At 64.9% G+C, this 20,941-nt stretch carries 23 protein-coding genes; 6 read left to right on the forward strand and 17 right to left on the reverse strand.

The genetic code is table 11. The features are described 5' to 3' along the window. The first annotated feature begins 112 nt into the window (after positions 1-112). On the forward strand, positions 113-637 hold the full coding sequence (locus IV498_RS08985) for an Lrp/AsnC family transcriptional regulator (RefSeq protein ID WP_269046221.1): 525 nt from the start codon (positions 113-115) through the stop codon (positions 635-637). Here the strand turns inward: IV498_RS08985 and IV498_RS08990 are convergent. Then, the gene (locus IV498_RS08990; protein WP_269046222.1) at positions 630-1,886 is read right to left on the reverse strand and encodes an MFS transporter; all 1,257 of its coding nucleotides are present in this window, start codon (positions 1,884-1,886) and stop codon (positions 630-632) included. The two genes, IV498_RS08985 and IV498_RS08990, sit on opposite strands and share 8 nt — an antisense overlap. A 164-nt stretch (positions 1,887-2,050) precedes the next feature. Between IV498_RS08990 and IV498_RS08995 the strand changes: the two genes are divergently transcribed. The 3 genes from IV498_RS08995 to IV498_RS09005 all read left to right on the forward strand — a co-directional run bounded on the left by IV498_RS08995 (position 2,051) and on the right by IV498_RS09005 (position 5,058). Beyond that, positions 2,051-2,524 (forward strand): Lrp/AsnC family transcriptional regulator, encoded by a 474-nt coding sequence (locus IV498_RS08995; protein WP_269046223.1) that lies wholly within the window; start codon positions 2,051-2,053, stop codon positions 2,522-2,524. A gap of 52 nt (positions 2,525-2,576) precedes the next feature. Continuing rightward, the gene (corA, locus tag IV498_RS09000) at positions 2,577-3,572 is read left to right on the forward strand and encodes a magnesium/cobalt transporter CorA (protein WP_269046224.1); all 996 of its coding nucleotides are present in this window, start codon (positions 2,577-2,579) and stop codon (positions 3,570-3,572) included. A 103-nt stretch (positions 3,573-3,675) separates the two neighbouring features. Then, complete coding sequence (locus IV498_RS09005) at positions 3,676-5,058, forward strand: FAD-binding oxidoreductase (RefSeq protein ID WP_269046225.1); 1,383 nt, start codon at positions 3,676-3,678, stop codon at positions 5,056-5,058. A 129-nt stretch (positions 5,059-5,187) separates the two neighbouring features. Here the strand turns inward: IV498_RS09005 and IV498_RS09010 are convergent, their stop codons facing one another. After that, positions 5,188-5,694 carry a DinB family protein gene (locus IV498_RS09010; RefSeq protein WP_269046226.1) on the reverse strand — a complete coding sequence of 169 codons (507 nt, stop codon included), beginning with the start codon at positions 5,692-5,694 and terminating at the stop codon, positions 5,188-5,190. A gap of 67 nt (positions 5,695-5,761) precedes the next feature. On the opposite strand from IV498_RS09010, the gene IV498_RS09015 reads away from it, so the two are divergent. Both IV498_RS09015 and IV498_RS09020 read left to right on the forward strand, forming a co-directional pair. After that, positions 5,762-6,664: a metal-dependent hydrolase gene (locus IV498_RS09015; protein WP_269046227.1), complete on the forward strand. Its 903-nt coding sequence runs from the start codon at positions 5,762-5,764 to the stop codon at positions 6,662-6,664. A 168-nt stretch (positions 6,665-6,832) separates the two neighbouring features. Beyond that, positions 6,833-7,306 (forward strand): hypothetical protein, encoded by a 474-nt coding sequence (locus IV498_RS09020; protein ID WP_269046228.1) that lies wholly within the window; start codon positions 6,833-6,835, stop codon positions 7,304-7,306. Positions 7,307-7,573: 267 nt separating this feature from the next. On the opposite strand, the gene IV498_RS09025 is transcribed toward IV498_RS09020, so the two are convergent. The 15 genes from IV498_RS09025 to IV498_RS09095 all read right to left on the reverse strand — a co-directional run bounded on the left by IV498_RS09025 (position 7,574) and on the right by IV498_RS09095 (position 20,926). Further along, positions 7,574-8,566, reverse strand: coding sequence for an aldo/keto reductase (locus tag IV498_RS09025; protein WP_269046229.1), 993 nt, complete (start codon positions 8,564-8,566; stop codon positions 7,574-7,576). A gap of 99 nt (positions 8,567-8,665) precedes the next feature. After that, positions 8,666-9,037 carry a carbon storage regulator gene (locus IV498_RS19060; protein WP_269046230.1) on the reverse strand — a complete coding sequence of 124 codons (372 nt, stop codon included), beginning with the start codon at positions 9,035-9,037 and terminating at the stop codon, positions 8,666-8,668. A 77-nt stretch (positions 9,038-9,114) separates the two neighbouring features. Next, the gene (locus tag IV498_RS09035; RefSeq protein WP_269046231.1) at positions 9,115-10,236 is read right to left on the reverse strand and encodes a hypothetical protein; all 1,122 of its coding nucleotides are present in this window, start codon (positions 10,234-10,236) and stop codon (positions 9,115-9,117) included. Next, on the reverse strand, positions 10,214-12,265 hold the full coding sequence (locus IV498_RS09040) for a flagellar biosynthesis protein FlhA (protein WP_269046232.1): 2,052 nt from the start codon (positions 12,263-12,265) through the stop codon (positions 10,214-10,216). Before IV498_RS09040 ends, IV498_RS09035 begins: the two co-directional genes overlap by 23 nt. A gap of 85 nt (positions 12,266-12,350) precedes the next feature. Beyond that, the gene (locus IV498_RS09045; protein WP_269046233.1) at positions 12,351-13,454 is read right to left on the reverse strand and encodes an EscU/YscU/HrcU family type III secretion system export apparatus switch protein; all 1,104 of its coding nucleotides are present in this window, start codon (positions 13,452-13,454) and stop codon (positions 12,351-12,353) included. A gap of 1 nt (position 13,455) precedes the next feature. Then, on the reverse strand, positions 13,456-14,175 hold the full coding sequence (locus IV498_RS09050) for a flagellar biosynthetic protein FliR (RefSeq protein WP_442951329.1): 720 nt from the start codon (positions 14,173-14,175) through the stop codon (positions 13,456-13,458). Positions 14,176-14,215: 40 nt separating this feature from the next. Continuing rightward, positions 14,216-14,494: a flagellar biosynthesis protein FliQ gene (gene fliQ / locus IV498_RS09055; protein ID WP_269046235.1), complete on the reverse strand. Its 279-nt coding sequence runs from the start codon at positions 14,492-14,494 to the stop codon at positions 14,216-14,218. Further along, positions 14,494-15,420 carry a flagellar type III secretion system pore protein FliP gene (gene fliP / locus IV498_RS09060; protein ID WP_269046236.1) on the reverse strand — a complete coding sequence of 309 codons (927 nt, stop codon included), beginning with the start codon at positions 15,418-15,420 and terminating at the stop codon, positions 14,494-14,496. The genes fliQ and fliP overlap by 1 nt, the downstream gene beginning before the upstream one ends. After that, positions 15,417-15,869: a FliO/MopB family protein gene (locus IV498_RS09065; RefSeq protein ID WP_269046237.1), complete on the reverse strand. Its 453-nt coding sequence runs from the start codon at positions 15,867-15,869 to the stop codon at positions 15,417-15,419. Before IV498_RS09065 ends, fliP begins: the two co-directional genes overlap by 4 nt. Next, positions 15,870-16,577: a flagellar motor switch protein FliN gene (gene fliN, locus IV498_RS09070; protein WP_269046238.1), complete on the reverse strand. Its 708-nt coding sequence runs from the start codon at positions 16,575-16,577 to the stop codon at positions 15,870-15,872. It lies immediately after the preceding gene. Next, complete coding sequence (locus tag IV498_RS09075; RefSeq protein ID WP_269046239.1) at positions 16,574-17,587, reverse strand: flagellar motor switch protein FliM; 1,014 nt, start codon at positions 17,585-17,587, stop codon at positions 16,574-16,576. Before IV498_RS09075 ends, fliN begins: the two co-directional genes overlap by 4 nt. Next, entirely contained in the window at positions 17,584-18,387 is an 804-nt protein-coding gene (locus IV498_RS09080; protein ID WP_269046240.1) for an OmpA/MotB family protein, read from the reverse strand. The genes IV498_RS09075 and IV498_RS09080 overlap by 4 nt, the downstream gene beginning before the upstream one ends. Continuing rightward, a complete protein-coding gene (locus IV498_RS09085) occupies positions 18,384-19,202 on the reverse strand; it encodes a motility protein A (protein ID WP_269046241.1) in 819 nt (272 codons plus the stop codon). Before IV498_RS09085 ends, IV498_RS09080 begins: the two co-directional genes overlap by 4 nt. Positions 19,203-19,204: 2 nt before the next feature. Continuing rightward, positions 19,205-19,507 carry a flagellar FlbD family protein gene (locus IV498_RS09090; protein ID WP_269046242.1) on the reverse strand — a complete coding sequence of 101 codons (303 nt, stop codon included), beginning with the start codon at positions 19,505-19,507 and terminating at the stop codon, positions 19,205-19,207. A 249-nt stretch (positions 19,508-19,756) separates the two neighbouring features. Next, positions 19,757-20,926 carry a flagellar hook protein FlgE gene (locus tag IV498_RS09095; RefSeq protein ID WP_269046243.1) on the reverse strand — a complete coding sequence of 390 codons (1,170 nt, stop codon included), beginning with the start codon at positions 20,924-20,926 and terminating at the stop codon, positions 19,757-19,759. Between the last annotated feature and the right edge of the window lie 15 nt (positions 20,927-20,941).

The raw sequence follows: 20,941 nt of genomic DNA on the forward strand, positions 1-20,941 counted from the left end.
GCTGATGCCCGCGGAACTAGTGCAGCAATTGGTAGGATGGCCAACGACGGGTCCGGATCGGGTACCTGGTCCATCCTTGAAAACGACATTGTGTGCGCGAACCAGGAGTGGCATGGCCTCAGCAGCGAAGACCCCATCCACCGGCCGGAGCGTGCCCGCGGTCAACACCACCGGGCCCGATACCTTGGACGAGATCGACCGCCGAATTATTGACGCGCTGGTGGCGGACGCCCGGATGACCAACAGGGACTTGGCCGAGGCCGTTGGCATCGCACCCTCGACGGCCCTCATGCGCACCCGCTCCCTGATGGAGCGCCGGGCGATTGAAGGATTCACCGCCCGGCTGAACTTGAACGTTATTGGCCGTTCCGTGCAGGCTCTGATCGCCGTGCGGCTGCGTGCGCACGACCGCGATGAGATTGACAGGTTCACCAGTACGGTGCCGCGGTTGCCCGAGGTGCTCTCCACGTTCCACGTCTCCGGTGCGGTGGATTACCTGCTCCATATCGCGGTGCCCAACACCGACGTGCTGCGGGACTGGGTGCTCGATAACCTAACGACTGACCCGGTGGTTGGCCAGACCGAAACAACCTTGGTGTTCAGCCATATGCCCGGCCATGCCGGTCCCCTCACATAGCGGATGAGGACGCTGTGGTACGCCGACCGGCAGTAATGGCCAGAGCCATGCTGGCCAGGAAGACCAACACGGCAAACCCGGAGACCGCAGCGGGAAGGCCCCATACGCCGGCGGCTGCTCCGAGGCCAACTACGGGGATCGCACTGCCCAGATAGGTGATCACGTAGACGGCGCTGATGATCTGCGCATGACGCGATGGTTCCACCTGGCCAGCCACTTCGTTGAAGACCACCCGGAACGCTACGCCCTGGCCGGCACCGGCGGCGATGCTGGCCAGCACCAGCAGCCAGGGCAGGCCCGCAGCACCGGCGAGGGCGATCATCAGGACGCCGACTCCCAGCATCCCCAACCCAATCGGAACCAGGAAACGCCCGCGAACCGCAAGCAGTTGGCTGAAGGCAGAGGCGCCCAAGGTGAGGGCCGCCAGAACGCCGATAAGTGGGCGGGCATCGGCGTGCATTATCTGGGCAAAGTATCCCGGTGCCAGGGACAGACAGAACCCGAAAACAGCAAAACTCAGAAATCCCACCAGAGACGCCATCCAGAACGCTGCACGGGCCCGATGCGAAACGGAAGGCCGGCGCGGCCTAAGTGCTGCCAGGGGGCCATCGGGACCGGCGGGCTTGATGGCCGGGCGGGCGCGAAGCACGAACAGCGGAATCAGCAGCAGGAGCAGCGCGGCGGCATGAACCAGGAATGGTGTCTGGGTGGGGTTCGGCAGCAGCGTCAACAGCCCGCCGATGACGGGACCGGCAGCTACCCCACCGGCAGAGGACAGCAGGGTAAAGCGTGAAGCCCACTCCGGCCGGCTGGGCAGCAGATCGCGCAATGCGGCAGCGCTGGCTCCGGTGGCGAGCGCAACCGCGATTCCCTGCAGCGCTCTTCCGGCGGCTAGCGTGGCAAGGTTCCCGGCGGTGCCGAATACCAGTCCGCCAACTACGCCGATAAGCACGGCCAGGACCAGGGCGGCACGGCGTCCAATGTGGTCCGACCAATGGCCGGCAAGGATCAGCCCGGCTACGAGCGCCAGCACATAGCTGGCAAAGGCGATGGTCACGCCAAAAGCATTCAGCCCCAACCGCACCTGCAGCAGCGAGTAGATGGGCGTGGCCAAGTTCGCTCCGGACAGCAGAGTGAAAATGACGACGCCGGCGAGCACCAACCGTGCCGTGACGGACGCGTCCCACCCGCGGTCCTGCACGGCTTCGGGATGGAGCGGACGCATCCTCAGTTCACTTAAGACCGTCATGGCAGCCCATCCCTTTTATCGCGTGGATCACAGTCAGGCCGCGGCGCAGACTGCACTAATTCCTCTATAGGATGAAGTATCCGCGATCAAATGATCGAAGATACCAGGACGGATTCATCAAAAGCTTCAATTTCGTCCCCACGAGCGCAACGGGAGTGATCGTGATGAGCAAACTTGACGCCCTTGACCTGAAATTACTGCTGTCACTTGTGGCGGATCCGCGGTCGCAGATTGGGGAACTGAGCGAGCAGTTGGGGGTGGCGCGCAATACGGTTCAGACCCGGATCAAACGCCTGCTGCGCTCAGAAACGTTGCGCAACGGCGGACGTGAAGTGGACCTCGCCGCGATCGGCTACGACCTCGTCGCCTTCGTCACGATCGAAGTGACACACCGCGAGCTCGACGGCGTCATTGCCGCCCTGCGCCGGCAGCCGCAGGTGCTGGAAGTGTACGAGATTTCCGGCCGGGGCGATGTCTGGTGCCGACTGGCGGCCACAGACGTGCACTCCCTGCAGAATGCGCTCCGGGCGCTGCTGCGGATCCGCGGCGTGATCCGCACCGAGACATCCTTGGCGCTGCATGAACATATCCCCTACCGGGTTCAGCCCCTGCTGGGCGGAATGAGCCAGGAGCTTTAGCCTCGCCGCGGCGGTGGCGGCCGTTCCCGGCGGGGACCCGGATAATGAACCAGTGAGCATCATTGACAACGCCGTGTACGTGGACGGGATCCGCACTGTGGACCCGGTGAGCTTGGAACAGACCTACGAGACCCTGGCCGAACGCGGCGGGATGGCATGGATTGGCATGTATCGGCCGACGGCGGCGGAGATGGCTTCCGTTGCGGCCGAGTTTGGCCTGCACGAACTCGCCGTCGAGGATGCCATCAGCGCCCACCAGCGGCCTAAGCTGGAGCGCTACGACGAGAACCTCTTCACCGTGCTCCGGCCCGCACGCTACCTGGACGCGAGCGAGACGGTGGAGTTCGGCGAGCTGCACATCTTCACCGGCAAGGATTTCGTCATCACTATCCGGCATGCGGAGACGTCCGGCCTGGCGCAGGTGCGCACCCGTCTGGAACGGCAGCCCGAACTATTGGCCCGTGGCCCGGAAACCGTGCTCTACGCCATTCTTGACCAGGTCGTGGACGACTACGCTCCCGTCGTCGCCGGCCTCGAAATCGATATCGACGAGATCGAAGATCAGCTCTTCGCCGGCGATCCGAATGTTTCGCGCCGGATCTACCAGCTTTCGCGCGAAGTAATCCAGTTTCAGCGGGCTATCCACCCGCTCGGCGAAATGATGGATTCGCTGGAGCGGGGATTCCAAAAGTACGGGGTTGACATAGAGCTGCAACGGTATCTGCGCGACGTCGAGGACCACCTGCAGCGCGTCACTGCCCGGGCTGATTCCTTTCGACAGCTGCTGCAGAATGCCCTCACCGTGGATGGGACGCTGACCACGAATCGGCAAAACGAGGCCAGCGCGGCGCAAAACGAGGAAATTAAGAAAATTTCCTCCTGGGCGGCCATCTTTTTTGCACCCTCCTTCGTGGCGTCCGTGTACGGGATGAACTTCCATGCCATGCCGGAGCTGAGCTGGCAGTTCGGCTATCCCTTCGCCCTGACTCTGATGCTGATCCTGTGCGCGGTGATGTTTGTGATCTTCAAGCGCAAGAAGTGGCTCTGACCATCGACTGAGCGGTTGGTGTGCGATAAAGCGACGTATCGAGCACGAACTGCTCACTGGATCAGGATCGGGGGACGCGGAGCCCGGTGATAGGGTCCCAAGCATGAGTACCGACCTTGGAACGGATCTGCGCAGCATCCTTCCCGCGGACCGCGTCCTGACCGATTCCGCTTCGCTGGCGGCCTACAGCCACGACGACGCCGAATGGGCCGAGTTTTCGGCGCCGCTGGCCGTGGTCCAGGCCAAGACTACTGCGGAGGTGGCCGACGTCGTCCGGCTAGCCGGGGCTGCAGGCGTGCGGATTGTTCCGCGCGGGGCCGGAACGGGCCTCTCCGGCGGAGCGAATGCCGTGGCGAACTGCCTTGTCCTCTCGCTCGAGCTGATGACCGACATCATTGAGATCAATCCGGACGAGCGTTTTGTCCGCACCCAGGCCGGGGTGATCAACGACCAGCTGCGCCAGGCCGTGGCCCAGCAGGGGCTGTGGTATCCGCCGGATCCGGCCAGCTACAAAATCTCCACCATCGGCGGCAACATCAGCACCAACGCCGGTGGTCTTTGCTGCGTGAAGTACGGCGTGACCAGGGACTTCGTGCTGGGATTGACGGCGGTCCTGGCGGATGGTTCGGTGGTGGAAGTTGGCCGGCGGACGGCCAAGGGCGTCGCCGGCTATGACTTGACGGCCCTGCTGGTGGGATCCGAAGGGACGCTGGCCATCATCACCGAGGCAACCCTGAAGCTGTTGCCGCTCGCGGGACGGGAGAATCGCGCCGTAGTCGGCTATTTCAATGATCTGGCAGCCGCGGGAGAGGCCGTGGCGGCGGTCAGCAAGGCTGGCATCATCCCCTCCGCGCTCGAACTGGTGGACCGCCAATGCCTGCAGGCGGTGGACGACTGGCAGCAGCTCGGCCTGGCTACGGACGGAAATGTGCTGTTGTTGGCGTCCGTGGATGAGCCCGGATCCCGGGGCGCGCAGCTGGCGGAATTGCTGCACTCGATCTTTATCGGCGCAGGAGCCACCAAGGCCGAGCGCTCGGTCAGCGCTGCCCACGCCGAGGAACTTTTCCTCGCCCGACGGCTGGCCTATCCGGCGCTGGAGCGGCTCGGCCCGGTGCTTACCGAGGACGTCTGCGTGCCACGCACGGCTGTGCCGGAAATGCTGCGCCGGATTGAGGCCACGGCGCGGGAGCACCGGACCGTGATCGCCAACATTGCGCACGCCGGGGACGGCAATTTGCACCCGCTGATCATTGTTCCGGAGGGCGATGACGCCGCCAAGGGTCGGGCAAAAGAGGCGTTCGACCAAATTGTCGCGGACGCGCTGGCGCTGGGTGGCACGACGACGGGCGAACACGGAGTGGGGCTGCTGAAGATTCCCGGACTGCGTCAGGAATTCACGGCGCGGGTGATCGAAATGCACCGCAGCATCAAGGATGCGCTGGACCCGCGGGGAATCCTGAATCCGGGCAAGGCGTTTCCGAGCTGAGCTGCCCGCGTTTGCGGTTCAGCGGGCTATCCCCCGCCCGCGCAACCGCGCACCGTCGGCGTTTCCCGGATCCGCGCCCCGGCCAACGTCCCCCGCCGGCGCAACCGCGCATCGGCGCTTTGAAGTGGGCTACTCCCCCACACTGCCGTCGATCGCCTCGCGCAGCAGATCCGCGTGGCCGTTATGGCGCGACGTTTCCTCGATCAGGTGCGTCAGGATCCAACGGAGATTCCAGCGGTGTCCCTCCCGCGATAATCCAGCGGAAAGGTCCTCCAGATCCGCGTTGATGATGGACCGGCGGCTCCGCTCGCAGGCAGCCTGATACAGGTCGCGGAGCGCCCGCGGATCGTCGGCGCCGGCGCTGTTGAATTCCCAGTCCGGGTCCTCGTCCGGCGCACTGGCCCATGGCTCCGGTTCGGGCTGCCCCGCGAACTTAACCTGAATCCAGCTGTCCTCCACCAAGGCCAGGTGCTTAAGCAGACCCGCCAGCGTCAGCGACGAAGAGGGCAACGGCTGCCTCAGCTGTCGTTCGTCCAAGCCCTCGGCCTTGAGCAGCAGCGTGGCCCGCTGGAAGTCCAGGAACTGGAGCAAGGTCGTTTTTTCATCAGTGGCCGGCTGCGGATCAATACGTTCCATCAGGTCAGTCTGGCATACCGGCCCTCCCCCGCCGCCGATCCGTTCAAGAGCCGGTAACGTATTCCGGGTGACTCTTCCCAAGGCAGATACCATTGTCAGTTATCCCGCCGGCCAGCTCCACGGCGCCGCTTCCGTCCTGCATAGTCAACGGCTTGATGACGGACGGCTCGCGGTGCTGCTCGATGCTACGCCATGTCATCCGGTGGACGCGGGTTGGTCCGATCAGGGCCCGGACCGTGCCGTCATCCGAATGACGACCGGCGGCAGCGGGTCCGAATGGCCTGTACTGGATTGCGTGGTGGCCGCCACAGATGGATCCGAACTGTACATTGGCAATGACGTGCCGGTGCGCAAAGGTACCGAAGGGTGGGCGTTCGTCGTCGCGCACCTGCTGCCTGCCGACGCCCAGACGGTCGAGGGAACGAAAGTGGAGGTCTCGGTTGACGGGGATTACCGCGCCGCGTTGAATGCCGGACACACCGGCTGTCACCTCGCCTCGCTGGCGCTGAACCGCGCGCTGGCAAGGCGTTGGAGCAAAGACACCAAGGCGGACGCGCTGGGTGCCCCGGACTTCGACGCCGCCGCCATCGCGTCTTCGCAAATCACCGAATTCGGTTCCGTGGATGTCTTCCGACTGAACAAGTCGCTGCGCCGCAAGGGCTTTGCCACCGAGGGATTGCTGGAGGAACTTCCGGCCATCACTGATGCCATCAACGCCACCCTCGCAGGTTGGCTTGGCGGCAATGCGCCGGTGCGGATCGACCGCGACGGCGAGCGGCTCACCGACCGCCGTAACTGGATTTGCTCACTGCCCGACGGTGAAGCGTCCATTCCGTGCGGCGGGACCCACATTTCCGCATTGACCGAGCTGGGCCGCCTGACGGTTGACTTCACCAGTACCGACGACGGCGGCACCATGACGCTGCGGATGGTGACCCGGGCCCGGAACTTCGGCGGCGGTGAAAGCTGAGCGCCTCCCGAAAGTCGACCTGTACAACGGCTGTTCGTCCATCCCGAACCGGGCATATGATCAGAGCCTAAGAGCGCCGTCGGTTCAGCAGGCGCCCACGGGCCGCGTCCCAGGCCGCGACGCCTCACCGGCGCAGGCAGGCCGGCACCGTCGGGCAGGAGGACAGCCATGAGCGAAGCACCCGATTTGCGGCAGGACTTGGCGGAGCACATCCAAACCCGCCGCGGCGCCATCACGCTCTTTCTACAGCACGCACGGCCGCGGCGGAACCGGCTGGCCAACCTCAGCGTGGTGGGCAGCGCCGTGGCAGCCGTCCTCACCGCCGGTCCGGCCATCGGAGGCCAGTCGTTCACCAGTTCCGTCCAGGAGCGGCTGGGGCTTGCGGACGACTCCGTTGTCTGGCGGGTACTGTGCCTGCTGGCCTTGATTTTCTCCCTTGGCGCGGCGATTTCCACCAATCTGAGCAATTCACGGGATCTGGCCAACCGCGTGAGTGCCGCCGAAACCTGCAACGCCGAATTGGAAGCCCTGCAGACATCCTTGGCGTTCGGCCAACTCCCGCTTCCGGACGCCGTCAGGCTGTATCAGCAGTACATCGCCAAGGTTCCCTTTGTGGAAGACCCGGCTCCCGCGCCCCGCTGACTTCCGCACCGTCGTCGCGCGAATAGGAGAACCAGGCCCCCGGTTCCCGCCCGCACCCTCCCCAAAGTAGGTAGCAGCAGATGCACTTAACCCAAGTAGGTAGCAGCAGATGCACTCAAAACGCCGAATGAGTGCGTTATCTGTAACTCAGTTGGGGAAGGGGGGCAGTCGCGTCGGGGAGCAGGCGGGACGGGGCAGGGGGGCAGGCGCGTTGCGGGTCGTTTTGAGCTGCGTGGGGCGTGAGGGGTTACGGGGTTACGGGAGGGGTTACTTGTTCAGCGGGGACATGTCCGCGTAACGGTCTCCGGAGGGTGCGGGCAGCGAGGCCAGGGCAGAAAGCTGCTCCGGGGTCAGCGTCAGGGCGTCCGCGCCAACGTTCTCCTCCAAATACCCGATCCGTTTGGTTCCGGGAATCGGGGCGATGTCGTCGCCTTGGGCGAGCAGCCAGGCCAGGGCGACCTGTCCGGGGGTGGCGCCAACCTGTGCCGCCACGGCGTCCACCTGCTCCACGATCCGAATGTTCGCGGCCAGGTTCTCCCCCTCGAAGCGCGGATTGTTTCGACGGAAATCGGATTCATCCAGCTCCTCGACGGAGCGGATCTTACCTGTCAGGAAGCCGCGGCCAAGTGGGGAGTATGGCACAAAGCCAATCCCCAGTTCCCGGACGGTAGGCAGAATTTCGGCTTCCGGATCGCGTGACCAAAGTGAATACTCGGTCTGCAGTGCCGTCATAGGATGCACGGCATGGGCGCGGCGGATGGTTTCCGGCGCCGCCTCGGAGAGGCCATAGTGGCGGATCTTGCCCTCCTGGATCAGCTCGGCCAGCGTACCCACGGTTTCTTCGATAGGCGTCGCGGGATCCATCCGGTGCTGGTAGTACAGGTCGATGTAGTCGGTGTTGAGCCGCTTGAGCGACCCTTCCACGGAAAGCCGGACATTCTCCGCGCTTCCGTCCAACCCGCGGCTGCCGTCGCCCCGGTTCAGGAGCGTGCCGAACTTGGTGGCGATCTTCACCTCATCCCGGTGGCCCGCAACGGCTTTGCCGAGGAGTTCTTCGTTGGCGTAGGGACCGTACATTTCCGCCGTGTCGAAGAACGTCACGCCCAGTTCCATCGCCCGGTGAATGGTGCCAATGGAGTCCGCCTCATTTTGTCCGCTGCCGGTGTAGAACGCGGACATCCCCATGCAGCCCAGTCCCAGCCGCGATACTTCCAGTCCCTGGCTGCCAAGTCCGATCTGCTTTACATTGCCCTGCTGCATTGCGTGCGTCCTTTGCTCGTCGACGGTCCCCCTCTGTTGGCATAACGCCAGATTCCGGAGGGTATTCCGAGACAGCCCAAATCCGGCGGGTCCCCGGACCTAGCTGTCGCTCGCCTCCGGCGCCACGGGCGCAGGTACGGGTCCAGATGCGGGTGCCTGGCGCGCAGGTGCAGGTGCCGGTGCGGGCGTGGGTGCAGTTGCCTGGGCGGGCGCAGGTGCGGATGCGGGCGCAGCCACAGGGAGGACGTTTCCCAGAATTCCGCGGATCCGCTCTTCCGCCCCGGAATCGGCCTGAACCGCGGAGAGATTCGCCGCCGTGACGGCCTCCAGCACCTCGGCGCGGGCGATGGTGACTCCGCGTGGAGCGTCGATGCCGATCCGAACGCTGTCACCGCGCGCGTCGAGGACGGTCAGGACAATGTCCTCACCGATGAGGAGCTTCTCACCGATTTTCCGTGTAAGTACCAGCACTCTTTGAGCCTACCTTGTGTTGAAGCGCGACGGCGTTGGCCGGCGGAGCGGACGGGCTGCCGCCGGCCGTGCAAAGGTCAGAGGATGGTCCGGGTGGCCGGTTCGCCGTCCACCCAGCCCACGGCCAGCCCCAGTTCGTTGACCGTTCCCGGCGTGAGCGTCTCCTGGCTGCCGAGGACCGCGAGCGCATCCACGCTCGTGGCCCAGCCCACCTTCCGGACCCAGGCTGCCGTGTCTGCCGGCTTGCGGGCGGCGTCCACGGCCACCCAGACCTGGTCCGCATCCAGGTCGCTCAATGCAGGCGCGGGAACCAAGCCGTCCGTGCGCAGGCCAAAGGCGACGACGACGGTGCGGCCCGCCGCGGTGGCAGCAGACCGCGCGGCGGAAAGTCCGTTGCGCCCCACCACGTGCTCGAGACCGACGGTCCGCATCGCTCCGGCGGTCCTGATCTCCACGGCACCGCCCAAAGCGGCGCCCATCGAGCGGGCGGTTTCCAGCGGATCCATGCCCAGGCCCACGACCATCAAAATCCGGCCGGGACCGGCGTCCAGGACCGGTACCGCAGGAGCATCCCGGCGCTGGTTCCTGGACTTCTCCGGGCTGACCGAGGAGGTCAATTCGTCCAGCAGGGCCGCGAAATCGCCGGAGCCGGTTGAAATTTGCGGCAGCACTTCGGAACGGCCGGCGCCGCCGGGCTTACTTCCGGGCGCATTTCCCAGCACACTTCCGGCACTTCCGGACGCGCCGCCGGCGTTCCTGTCCGTGCCGGCGTGCCGGCCACGCTCCCCGCTGCCGGGTACGTGCCTGCCGGCGCGGCTGGGGTTCCCATCCGTGCCGGGGACGGATTCGTCGGCGTTCCGGGCGCCGGGTGACCTGCTTCGGCTGTTCCCGCCGGTCGGTGAACGGCGGCCGGCGGTATCGCCGTCGTCGGCGTCGTGCAGCAGAGCCGCGATCCCGGTCCGGGGAACCTCCGGCTCCACCGGGCCGGCCAGCCAGGGTGCCACGGAGGCAACCCTATCCGCCGGTCCATCGGGGACTTCAACTGTTACCTCGTAAAAATGCCGGGCAAAGAATCCGGCAATTCCGCCTTCGGTGACCTTCTCCGCGGAAATGATCCGGGCGCCGTGGCCGTGGCTGTTGAACAGCCGCCATTCGATTCCCTCCAGGGACTCGCCCCTAAGCTGAAATCTGCTCGGCACCACGCACCACCCCCACGGTTTCGATGGCCACATTGGCTGCAGTGGCCTCCTGGTAGGAAAGCACCGGCAGCCCGCCGGCCTGGCCGGCGATGAGCCGGCGGATGGCAGGGCGTAAGGCCGGAGCACACACCAGGACCGCGCTTCGTCCGGTTCGCTGCAGCGCCGCCAGGGATTCGTTCAGTGATCCCAGCACTGCGTCCAGCCGGGATGCCTCCATCACTATCTGCGTGCCCTGCTCCGAGGGGCGCACGCCTTCGAGCATGGACTGCTCCAGCAGGGGATCGATCATGATCACCGGCAGAGTCGACCCTTCCAAATGCCGGGCGGCCAGCGCCGGCCCCAGCGCATGGCGGGAGGCTTCGATCAGTCCTTCCGGATCGGTGGAGACCTGGGCGCGCAGGGTCAGTGCCTCGTAGATCCGGGGCAAATCATTGATCGGAACCTGCTCGGACAGCAGCCCCTGCAGCACCCGCTGCACCTCGGCCAGCGTCAGCGCCCCCGGAATCAGCTCCTCCACCGCGGAGGGGTTGACCTCGCGGACCCCGTCAGTCAATACCCGCACGTCCTCGCGGGAGAGCAGCCGCGCCGCATTGTCAGTGACGATAGCGGAAAGGTGCGTGACCAGCACCGACACCCGATCTATCACCGTCGCGCCGGCCATTTCGGCACTGTGCCGCAGTTCGGCCGGAATCCACTTCCCCGCCAACCCGAAGACCGGCTCCGTCGTCGTCGTGCCCGGAAGTGAATCCAAATTCTCACCCAGCGCCAGCACCTTGCCCGAAGGTGCCGTTCCCCTCCCGGCTTCCACCCCCGCAATTCGAATGACGTAGGTGGCACCGGGCAGTTCCACGCTGTCGCGGGTGCGCACCGGCGGCACCACCAGCCCCAGTTCCATTGCGATCTTGTGGCGCAGCGAGCGCACCCTGGCCAGCAGGTCATCGGAGGCACCGGAAACCAGGTCCACCAGATCCGGGGCCAGCAGGATCTCCACCGCATGCACGCGCATCTGCTCGATCAGATCTTCCGTGCTCTCGGTGCGCGGCACGGAAGCCTGCGCCGCGGCCGTGGCCACCTCGGCCGCCTTCACCGCGGCATCCCGGGTTTTGATCCGCTGCGAGGCAACCAGCAGTCCGATGCCCACCAGCATGAACGGAACTATCGGCATCCCCGGAATCAAGCCCATCGCGATGGCGGCCAGGCCGGCGATCTGCAGCGCGGTCCTGGACTGACCCAGCTGCGCCGAGGCCGTGGTGCCCATGTCCGATTCGGCATTGGAGCGGGTCACGATCATGCCGGTGGAGACCGCCATCAGCAGGGCGGGAATCTGCGTGACCAAGCCGTCGCCGATGGTCAGCAACGCATAGGTGTTCAACGCATCGGTGATGGAGAGCCCGCGCTGCGCCATGCCAATGGCGATGCCGCCCACAATGTTGATGACGATGATGATGATGCCGGCTATGGCATCGCCCTTGACGAACTTGGAGGCACCGTCCATCGCGCCGTAAAAGTCCGCCTCGGCGGAGACCTCTGCCCGGCGTTCCCGTGCCTGCACATCGGTGATCAGGCCGGCGTTCAGGTCCGCGTCAATGGCCATCTGCTTGCCCGGCATGGCGTCCAGCGTAAAGCGCGCGCCCACCTCGGCCACTCGCTCGGCGCCCTTCGTCACCACCACGAACTGGATAACCACCAGCAGCAGGAAAATCACCGAACCGATGATGAGCGAGCCACCCACCGTGACCTTGCCGAACGCTTGGATCACCGCGCCGGCGTGCGCCTGCCCCAGCACCAGCCGGGTGGAGGAGACGTTCAGTCCCAGCCGGAACAGCGTGGCCACCAGCAGCAGCGACGGGAAGACCGAGAAGTCCAGCGGCTTCTTCACAAACATCGTGGTCAGCAGAGTCACCAGTGCCAGCGAGATGTTGACGATGATCAGCACGTCCAGCAGCGCTGCCGGAATGGGGATAATCAGCAGCAAAATGACGCCGACCACGCCCACCGGGACAACCAGCTTGGCAAAGTTGCGGTTCACTGAGAGGTCCTTTCCTGATGGTTCCTTCACCTTAGGCTCCTCCAACTGGCTGCGCGTTCAACGACAACCCGTTCAACTGACTGCTTCAACTGGCTGCGCGTTCAGCGGACAACGCGGAGGTGGTCATTGATTCCACCCGGTGGAAGCGTCCGCGGGCCTTCATCGCCATCACGAAGGCCAGCACACGCGCCACCGCGTTATAGAGCTCCACCGGAATTTCGTGGCCGATTTCGCACGCGGAATGCAGGGCGCGGGCCAGGGCGATATCGCGCACCATCGGCACACCCTTGTCCTCTGCCTCCTGCCGAATCCTCGCCGCAATCGTGCCGGCACCCTTCGCCACGACCTTGGGCGCGGATTTTCCGGGCTCGTATTTGAGTGCGACGGCGATGTGGGTTGGGTTCAGGAGCACAACGTCGGCGCCGGCGACGGCGGCGATCATCCGGTTGCGGCTCATGGCCAGCTGGCGCGAACGGCGCTGGGATTTGACCAGCGGGTCGCCTTCGGTGCTCTTGTTCTCATCCTTCACTTCCCGTTTGGTCATCCTGGTCTTCTTGCGGTTGCGCCGGAAAACCACGAAAACGTCGGCGGCGGCCAGCACCAGCCCCGCGGCGACGGCAAATTCCAGCAGCGAGGCAACGCCATGTCCCGCCTCGGCCAGCAGCGAGGCGATGGGCAGCCCGCCGGCATTAGTCAGCACGGGCATGAGTCCCTGCACCACGGTGTAGAGCACCAGGGCGACGACGGCGGTCTTGAGCAGCGCTTTGGCGCCACCCCAGAGCGCCTGAGTCCCGAACACCCGCTTCAGGCCGGTCAGCAGGTTGAAGTGGTCAAACTTGGCCTCGAATTTTTTGACGTGAATGCCGCCCTGCAGCGCAGAACCGGCGAGCACGGCCACGGCAATGGCCAGCAGCAGCGGAATCAGGCTGCCAGCCAGCGACGCCCCACCGGCCCCCAGCGCGGCCAGCGCCTTTGCCGGATCCGGATTGGCGACAACTGCGCGCACGGCCAGCAGTTGTGCCGCGGCCGCGTCGGCGGTCCGGGCAATCGTGCCCGGCAGCATCACGGCCGCCGCGCCAACGCCCAGCCAGGCGGTGATGTCCTGCGAGCGGGAAAGCTGACCCTTGGAGCGGACTTCCTTCATCCGCTTCTGGGTGGCGTCCTCGGTGCGTTCCTGTGAATCAGCCATCTCAGGGCGCTCCCGTCAACTGGGTAAAAGCCTGGCCGGCCAGGGCCGCAACGACCCGCGGCAGGACCGCGAACACCACCCCGGCCAGCGTCAGGGTCAGGAAAATCTTCAGCGGAAAACCCAGCGAAAACGCGTTCAGTCCCGGCGCCACGCGGGTGAGCAGGCCCAGTCCCACATCGGCCAGGAACAGCACCACCAGCAGCGGCCCGGCAATCTGCACGGCCGCCACAAACATCTGCGTGATCGCCTCCGTCATCGCCTGCACCGGTGAGCTCAGGTCGATGCCGCCGCCGATTGGCAGCGCAGTGAAGCTGCGCATCAGCCCGCCGATCACCAGCTGATAGCCATCGGAGGCAAAGAGCAGGGCCAGCGAGGTCATCTGGAAGAGACGGGTGAACTGGGCACCATTGAGCATGGCCTGCGGATCGTACGCCTGCGCCACCTGGAATCCGCCGAACAAATCGATCAGGCTGCCAGCGGATTGAATCGCGCCGAAAACGAGCATCACCAAAAAGCCCAGGGCCGCCCCCACCACAATTTCCAGCACCAGCGCGACGATGAAACCGCCGGTATCCTCAGATTTATAGCCCGGCGCCACCCGTCCGGAGACGGCCAGCGCCAAGCCGAGACCCAGCATCGCCTTGATCCGCAGCGGAAAGGCGTTGTGCGAAAACGGTGGTGCCACGACCAGGAAGGCAACCATCCGTACGCTGGCCAGCATAAATGCCTCCAGCCAAGCGGGATCCACTGACACGCCCACGCTAGCCGCCGCCCCCCAGCAGAGACGGAATCTTGGCGAACAAATCATTGGTGAACGTGACCATCTCGGAAATCATCCAGTGTCCGGTGATCAGCAGCGCCAGCGCCACGCCAATGGCCTTGGGCACAAAGGCGAGGGTCACTTCCTGGATCTGCGTAATGGACTGCAGCAAGGAGATGGCCAGGCCCACGGCCAGCGCGGTCAGCAGTACCGGCGCGGAGAGCTTGGCGGCTGTCAGCAGGGCCTGCAGGCCCAGATCCATGACGGCATTGGTGTTCATCAGCCCCCCCGATAACTCTGGATCAGGGCGGTGATGACCAATCCCCAACCGTCCACCAAAATGAACAGCAGAATCTTGAACGGCAGCGAGACCATCACCGGCGGCAGCATCATCATGCCCATCGACATCAGCGCGGAGGAGACCACAATGTCAATGATCAGGAACGGAATGAAAATGACGAAGCCGATGATGAACGCGGCGCGCAGTTCGGAGATCATGAACGCCGGAATCAGCGTGGTCATGGGCACCGCGGCCGCGTTGGCCGGATTAGCCATCCCGGCCGCGCGGGTCATGAGGGCAATGTCCTCCTGGCGGGTATGAGCCAGCATGAAGGTCTGCAGCGGTTTGGAGGCCGCATCCAGCGCCGCGGTGAAATCGAGGTGGCCATTCAGGTAGGGCTGTACCGCGTGATTGTTGATGTCCATCAGCACCGGCCCCATGATGAAAAGGGACAGGAACAGGGCCAGCCCGGCCAGCACCTGGTTGGGCGGAATGTTGGGCAGCGCGAGGGCATTGCGGGTCATCGCCAGCACCACGAATATTTTGGTGAAGGACGTCATCATCAGCAGCAGTGCCGGCGCCACGGAGAGCAAGGTGATGCCGATCAGGGTGACGACGGCGGTGGACGGAGTGCCGTCCGGGCCGTTGATCTGCACGCTGACCCCGCCGGTTCCCCCGGCGGGCGCAGCGGGCGCGCTGGGGCTGGCCGGCACGGTGGGGGCAACGGGAACCACCGGATCGAGCGGGGCGGTATGCGCGGAGAGCAGTGGCGCGGCAGAAACGGCCAGCGTCCGCAGTCCGGTCTCGGCCGGCGTCGCCGTGGCGGCGGCCGAACCGAGCAGCATCAAGGCCAGCGCAGCCAGTAAAGCGAGCATCATCCACAACATCGCTTTGCCGGCCCGGCGTGCCGGGGCAGCGGTGGTCAACCGTTCAATCCTTTGCGGATCGCCGCCGACGCCTGCTTCCAGGTGGACGCGGAAAGGATGGAACCACTGAGCGCGGATGGTTTGGCCGCCGAGTGTTTGAGCGCCTGCCGGGAAGCGAAAGCCGGGGACGCCTTCGTCGTCGTGCCTTCCTGCGCCTTCGCCAGGGACAACGCAAAAGCCTGCTCCCCGACCTTGTCAACCGGCGCTTCGGAGCTGTGCAGCACGTTTACCGCGTGCTCTGTCACGCCAAGCACGAAGCGCTGACCACCGGTATCAATGAGCACCACCGAGGCCTTCTGCCCCAGGCCGCGGCGTGCCACCACCTTGAGCGGATCGGCCGCGCCGTGGGTGCGCGTGCCACGCACCATCCGGCGCTGCACCAGCCACAGCACAGTCACCACCGCTCCGAGGGACAGCACGACCCTCAGGGCGAGGATTACGGTGTCCATTCAGCTGACCGTTTCGGTGACGTCGAGGATTTTCGTAATGCGGATCGCGTAGTCCTGATCGACGACGACGATCTCGCCACGGGCGATCAGGCGTCCGTTCAGCAGCACGTCGGCGGGGGCGCCGACGGAGCGGTCGAGTTCGATCACGCGGCCCGGCTCCAAACCCAGGACGTCGCGAACGGACATGCGGGTACGCCCAATTTCCACCGTCAGGGTCATCTCCACATCGTTGATGCGGCCGAGCTTTCCGACCACGGAATCGCTGCTCGGACGCAGGAGTGCCCCGCCGGACTCCTGGCCGCGGATGCGGATGGCGAACCAGCCCGCCGTATTGCCGGCGCCGCTCAGTTCGAAGACAGCCGTTTCGCGGTCCGCGAAGAGCGACGCGGCATCCTCGGTCCGGGACTCGGCCAGCACCCCGGCGCCGAGGACGGCGGTGGCTCGCTCGAAGGCGGGTCGAAGCACATCCTGCAGGGACAACAGCGGTGATCCACTCCCACCGGCACCGGCAATCGAGGCGGCATCCGTCAGCACCAAGGCAATATCGGCGGACAGCGCCCCGACGAAGGACGCCGTCACCCCGCCGGTCAACCGGCTGGTCAGCGCCGTCCGATCCGTGCAGATCACAGCATTGAGCGGCACCGGGGTGGGCAGCAGTTCGGTCAAGGCGTGGACGGCAGATGTGTGCAGTGTGTGGTTCGCGTTCATCGCGGGTTCTCCTCGGTAGATACGATGACGCCGGCCAGTCGGGAGCCCTTAGCCCCAAGGGCAGCGCTGGCCAGTTCCTGGCCGTCGACGCTGACCCCTACGGGCCTGTCCTTCGGATGCGGCAGTGGCAGGACATCGCCCACCGCCAGATTGAGAATGGTGCTGGGCCGAACTTTGGCCGAGGCCAGCCGCAGCGAAACCTCCACCGGCAGGTGGGACAGGTGCTCCCGGATCAGCTCCCGCGCATTGTCCACCCGCTGGAGCGGGTTCGCCGCACCCATATGCGGGAGCAGGATTTCCGCCGGAATGGCCACCGTGGCCTGTTCCGCCTGGCCGCCGACATCAATGGTAAAAGCTGACACGATCATCAGGTCCGAGGGAGCGGCGGCCTGGGCAAACTGAGAGTTGTACTGGATGGTGTCGAACGAAATGGGCGTGCTCAGCAGCGACTCCAGCGAGTACCGGAGATTTTCCAGCGCGTCCTCCATCAGAAGCCGGACCAGGGACTGCTCAATCTGAGTGAAGTTCCCGTCCCGCAGTCGCTGCTGCCCGCCGCCCAGCATCAGGACCACCAGGCCCAGACCGGCGGCGATGGGAAACTGGATGACGGCCTTGGAGCTGTGCCCGTCCAAGGTGCACAGCACCATGGCGGTGTTGACCGGAAGCGATGCGGCGTATTCGTCGTAGGTCTGCATGATGACGTGCTCCGACGTCACCCGGGATTTGACCCGGACGCGGGCCGTCAGATGCGTCCCCCACTGCCGGGAGAAGGTCTCCATCGCCAGTTCCAGGAGCCGGCTGTGTTCGCGGGCGAGGGTCGTGGGGCGCGCAAAATCAACCACCTCAACGACCGGAGCCGGCCGTTCGGTGATCCTGCTGGATTCCTCCTGGACAACGCTCACGTCAACCACTATCGGCTCGTCCAGCCGCCCGGTTAGCGCAAATCCAGCAAGTTCCTCCGGTTCTTCCGGTACGAACGCCGGTAACCGTTCCTGCAGCGCAACACTCACTGCCCCCGTGCCTTCATGACCTGGGGGATGAGGGACCGGATCGTCTCCGCCTGATCCGACAGCACCACGATGTCCACCCGACGGTTCTTGGCCAGGTCTGCCGGACTGTTCGTCTTTCCCACCGGCCGCGCAGCACCAAAACCGACGGCAGCCATCCGCCGGGCGGCAATGCCATCCACCTCGATCAGGTGCCGGACAACGTTGGTGGCGCGGGAGGCGGAGATCTCCCAATACAGCGGATCTCCGCCCGAGTCGGGTATCAGGGCGGCATTTCCCTCCACCGAAACATCCAATTTGATCGTGGACAGGACCGGGGCGATGGCATTGAGCACCTGAATGCTTTCCCCCGTCAGCTGCGCATCATCGGGGCTGAAAAACGTTTCGGAGCTGACCAGCCGGACGGTCAATCCGCGCTCGTCGATGGTGAAGGACACCGCGCTTACCAGCCCCTTGGCCTTCAGGTTGGCCTTCATCTTCTCCCGCAGCGCGGTCAGCTTGTCCACCTCCTTTTCCGCCAACTGCAGATCGGTGAACGCCTTTTCCTTGCCACTGACCTTGTCCGGAGGCACCACCACCCCCATCGCGGTATCGACGGTGGTGGTTGCCGTCACGCCAAATCCGGTCGCCAGCGAATTCTTCAGGATTTCGAACTTCGTCTTGTCCACCGTTGACATGGCATACAGCACAATGAACATGCACATCAGCACGGTGACCATGTCCATGTAGGAGGCCATCCAGCGCTCATCCGGGTGATGCTCAGTTGGCTTGGCGAAGCTCCGTTTGCGTGGCCGGGCGCTCACGCCGCTTTCCTGTCTTTGGACTTCTTCGGACCAGCGTCCTCTTTGGCTTTGGCTCCAGCCGACTTCAGGTCATGGGCGGGCACCATGGCCCGCAGCCGCTCTCGCAGCAGCAGCGGCTGGCTGCCAGCCTGCACGGCCAGGACACCTTCCATCAGCAGCGTCATCCGCTCCACTTCCAGCTCCGAGATCCGGGCCAGCCTGCTGCCCAACGGCAGCCAGATGAAGTTGGCGGACAGCAAACCCCACAGCGTGGCCACGAACGCTGTGGCGATCATTGGCCCGAGCTTGTCCGGGCTGCTGAGGTTTTCCAGCACGTGGGTCAGGGACACCACGGTTCCAATGATGCCGATGGTCGGCGCATAGCCGCCCAAGCTGTTGAAGAACTTGGCCGCGCTGTGATCGGACTTGATCTTGGTGCCGATTTCGTCCTCGAGCATGTACCGCAGCTCATCGCCGTCGGTGCCGTCGGCGATGCTCTGCAGGGCGCGGCGCAGGAATGGATCATCGACGGTTGAGGCTTCCTGTTCCAGTGCCAGCAGGCCCTCACTGCGGGCCTTTTCCGCCAGCGAGACAACCTGCTCAATGCTGTCGTGCGGCGGCGTGGATTTACCTCGGATGGCACGCGGCAGCGCCTTCACGGCGCGGAGCACGTCCTTGATGGTGGAGCCGGCCACGCCGACGGCGATGGTCGCTCCGAACACGAGGATCATGGGCGGCGGCAGCAGAATGGACTGCACATGACCACCCTCGATGGTGATCATGGTCACCAGGGAACCAAACGCCAGGGCGAGTCCGATAAGTGTTGACGGGTCCATGGCTATTTTGCCGGCGGCAGCGGAACGGTATTACCGGTGCGCCGCTCTCCCGGGTCGGCAGGGGGAACAATACTGAGCGTGGGTCCGCCACGTTGCGGCACCACGGCCGCGGTGTCCCGGGCCAGACCGATGACGTAGGCCCGGTACTGGGCGATCAGCTCGATCACCTCGGGCATGGATTCAGTGACAATGTACTTGGCGCCATCCGCCATCACCAGCGTCGTGTCGGGGTTGGCGTGGATTCGTTCGATGAGGTCGGGATTGATCGCGAACTCGCGGTTGTCCAGCCGGGTTACTACGATCATTGGTTCATCCTTGGTTCGCAGGCCACAGCGGTCTGAAGAAACATCCATCAGCACACACTGTCGGCCGCCCACGGCACATTGTTAGCTGCCGAAGAGTGCTGATGAACACGTTCCGCACCAGGATGTGCTGCATTAACCTTCCGGGCGGGACGGCCACACTCTGGGCTGCCGCTGATGGCGCCCACTTCCGTCGCGATCGACAGGGAAGTGGGCGCCAGCAGCAGGAGACAACCCGGGTTTTGCGAAACGTTAGCGCTTCAGGTCGATCAGTTCCTGCAGGATCTGATCCGAGGTGGTGATGGTGCGCGCGTTGGCCTGGAAGCCACGCTGCGCCACGATCAGGTTGGTGAACTCCTGGGACAGATCCACGTTGGACATTTCCAGCTGGCCACCCAGAAGAGTGCCGAGACCGCCAGCACCCGCGGTACCCACGTTGGCCGTGCCGGAGTTGGCGCTGGTCCGGTAGGACGATGACCCGGCCTTCTCCAGGCCTTCCGGATTTGTGAAGTTGGCCAGCGCGATGCGCCCCACGGCCTGCTTGGATCCATTGCTGAAGGCGCCCATGATGGTGCCATCCTTGGCCAGCGAGAAGGACTGCAGCGTCCCGGCCGTGCCGCCGTCCACGCTGTTGGCCGTCACCGTGGACATGCCGGTGAAGCCGGTAACCGTCGAGAGGTCAACAGCCACGCCACCAATGGTCATCGATTTGGAACTGCCGGCAGTTGGCTGGCCATTGGCGAAGTTCAGCGTTGCCGTGCCGCCGGCGCCATCGGAGACATTCCAGCTGCCGGCGGCCGTGTGCGTGAAAGTCAGGTTGACCGTGCTGGCGTTTCCAGTCGCGTCATAGACCTGGAACGGCTTCACCAGAGTTGTGGGAACGGCCGCGTCGCCGGGCAGGTTGCCACCGACTGTGGCTTTCGTGGTCGCGGCGGCCGGCGCCAAAGTCGCCGTGGACAGGACCATATCGCGAACCGGGCCGCCGGTAATCGTACCGTTCGGGCCAGCCATCCAACCCTGGACAATGGCGCCATCCGGAGTGACCAGCCGGCCCTGCGGGTCCTGCGACAGCGACCCTGACCGGGTGTACAGGGTTTCCGTTCCCTGCTTGGAAATGAAGAACCCGTCGCCGGAGATCATCATGTCCGTATTTTTGCCGGTGGTCTGAGAGGATCCCTGCGTGAAGTTCGTCGCGATACCGGCCACCTGAACGCCGAGTCCCACCTGGGCAGGATTGGTGCCGCCATTGCCGCCCTGCGGGCCGGACGCGCCCTTAGTCATTTGGGAGAGCGTGTCCTCGAACTGCACGGACGATGCTTTGAAGCCTTGGGTATTGACGTTGGCGATGTTATTGCCAGTGACGTCCAGCATGGTCTGGTGGGCGCGGAGTCCTGAGATACCTGAGTACAGGGAGCGAAGCACGGGATTTCCTTTCGG

It is taken from the genome of Paenarthrobacter sp. Z7-10 (assembly GCF_026932795.1).
GTDB lineage: Bacteria > Actinomycetota > Actinomycetes > Actinomycetales > Micrococcaceae > Arthrobacter_M.

Bases quoted from the DNA above. Each gene is read 5' to 3' on its own strand.
- IV498_RS09090 (WP_269046242.1), bottom strand. From the start codon at position 19,507: ATGATCGTAGTAACCCGGCTGGACAACCGCGAGTTCGCGATCAATCCC.
- IV498_RS09065 (WP_269046237.1), bottom strand. From the start codon at position 15,869: ATGGACACCGTAATCCTCGCCCTGAGGGTCGTGCTGTCCCTCGGAGCG.
- IV498_RS09085 (WP_269046241.1), bottom strand. From the start codon at position 19,202: ATGGACCCGTCAACACTTATCGGACTCGCCCTGGCGTTTGGTTCCCTG.
- IV498_RS09025 (WP_269046229.1), bottom strand. From the start codon at position 8,566: ATGCAGCAGGGCAATGTAAAGCAGATCGGACTTGGCAGCCAGGGACTG.
- IV498_RS09050 (WP_442951329.1), bottom strand. From the start codon at position 14,175: ATGCTGGCCAGCGTACGGATGGTTGCCTTCCTGGTCGTGGCACCACCG.
- IV498_RS09045 (WP_269046233.1), bottom strand. From the start codon at position 13,454: ATGGCTGATTCACAGGAACGCACCGAGGACGCCACCCAGAAGCGGATG.
- fliN (WP_269046238.1), bottom strand. From the start codon at position 16,577: ATGAACGCGAACCACACACTGCACACATCTGCCGTCCACGCCTTGACC.
- IV498_RS08995 (WP_269046223.1), top strand. From the start codon at position 2,051: ATGAGCAAACTTGACGCCCTTGACCTGAAATTACTGCTGTCACTTGTG.
- IV498_RS09005 (WP_269046225.1), top strand. From the start codon at position 3,676: ATGAGTACCGACCTTGGAACGGATCTGCGCAGCATCCTTCCCGCGGAC.
- IV498_RS09020 (WP_269046228.1), top strand. From the start codon at position 6,833: ATGAGCGAAGCACCCGATTTGCGGCAGGACTTGGCGGAGCACATCCAA.
- IV498_RS09010 (WP_269046226.1), bottom strand. From the start codon at position 5,694: ATGGAACGTATTGATCCGCAGCCGGCCACTGATGAAAAAACGACCTTG.
- IV498_RS08990 (WP_269046222.1), bottom strand. From the start codon at position 1,886: ATGACGGTCTTAAGTGAACTGAGGATGCGTCCGCTCCATCCCGAAGCC.
- IV498_RS08985 (WP_269046221.1), top strand. From the start codon at position 113: ATGGCCTCAGCAGCGAAGACCCCATCCACCGGCCGGAGCGTGCCCGCG.
- fliQ (WP_269046235.1), bottom strand. From the start codon at position 14,494: ATGAACACCAATGCCGTCATGGATCTGGGCCTGCAGGCCCTGCTGACA.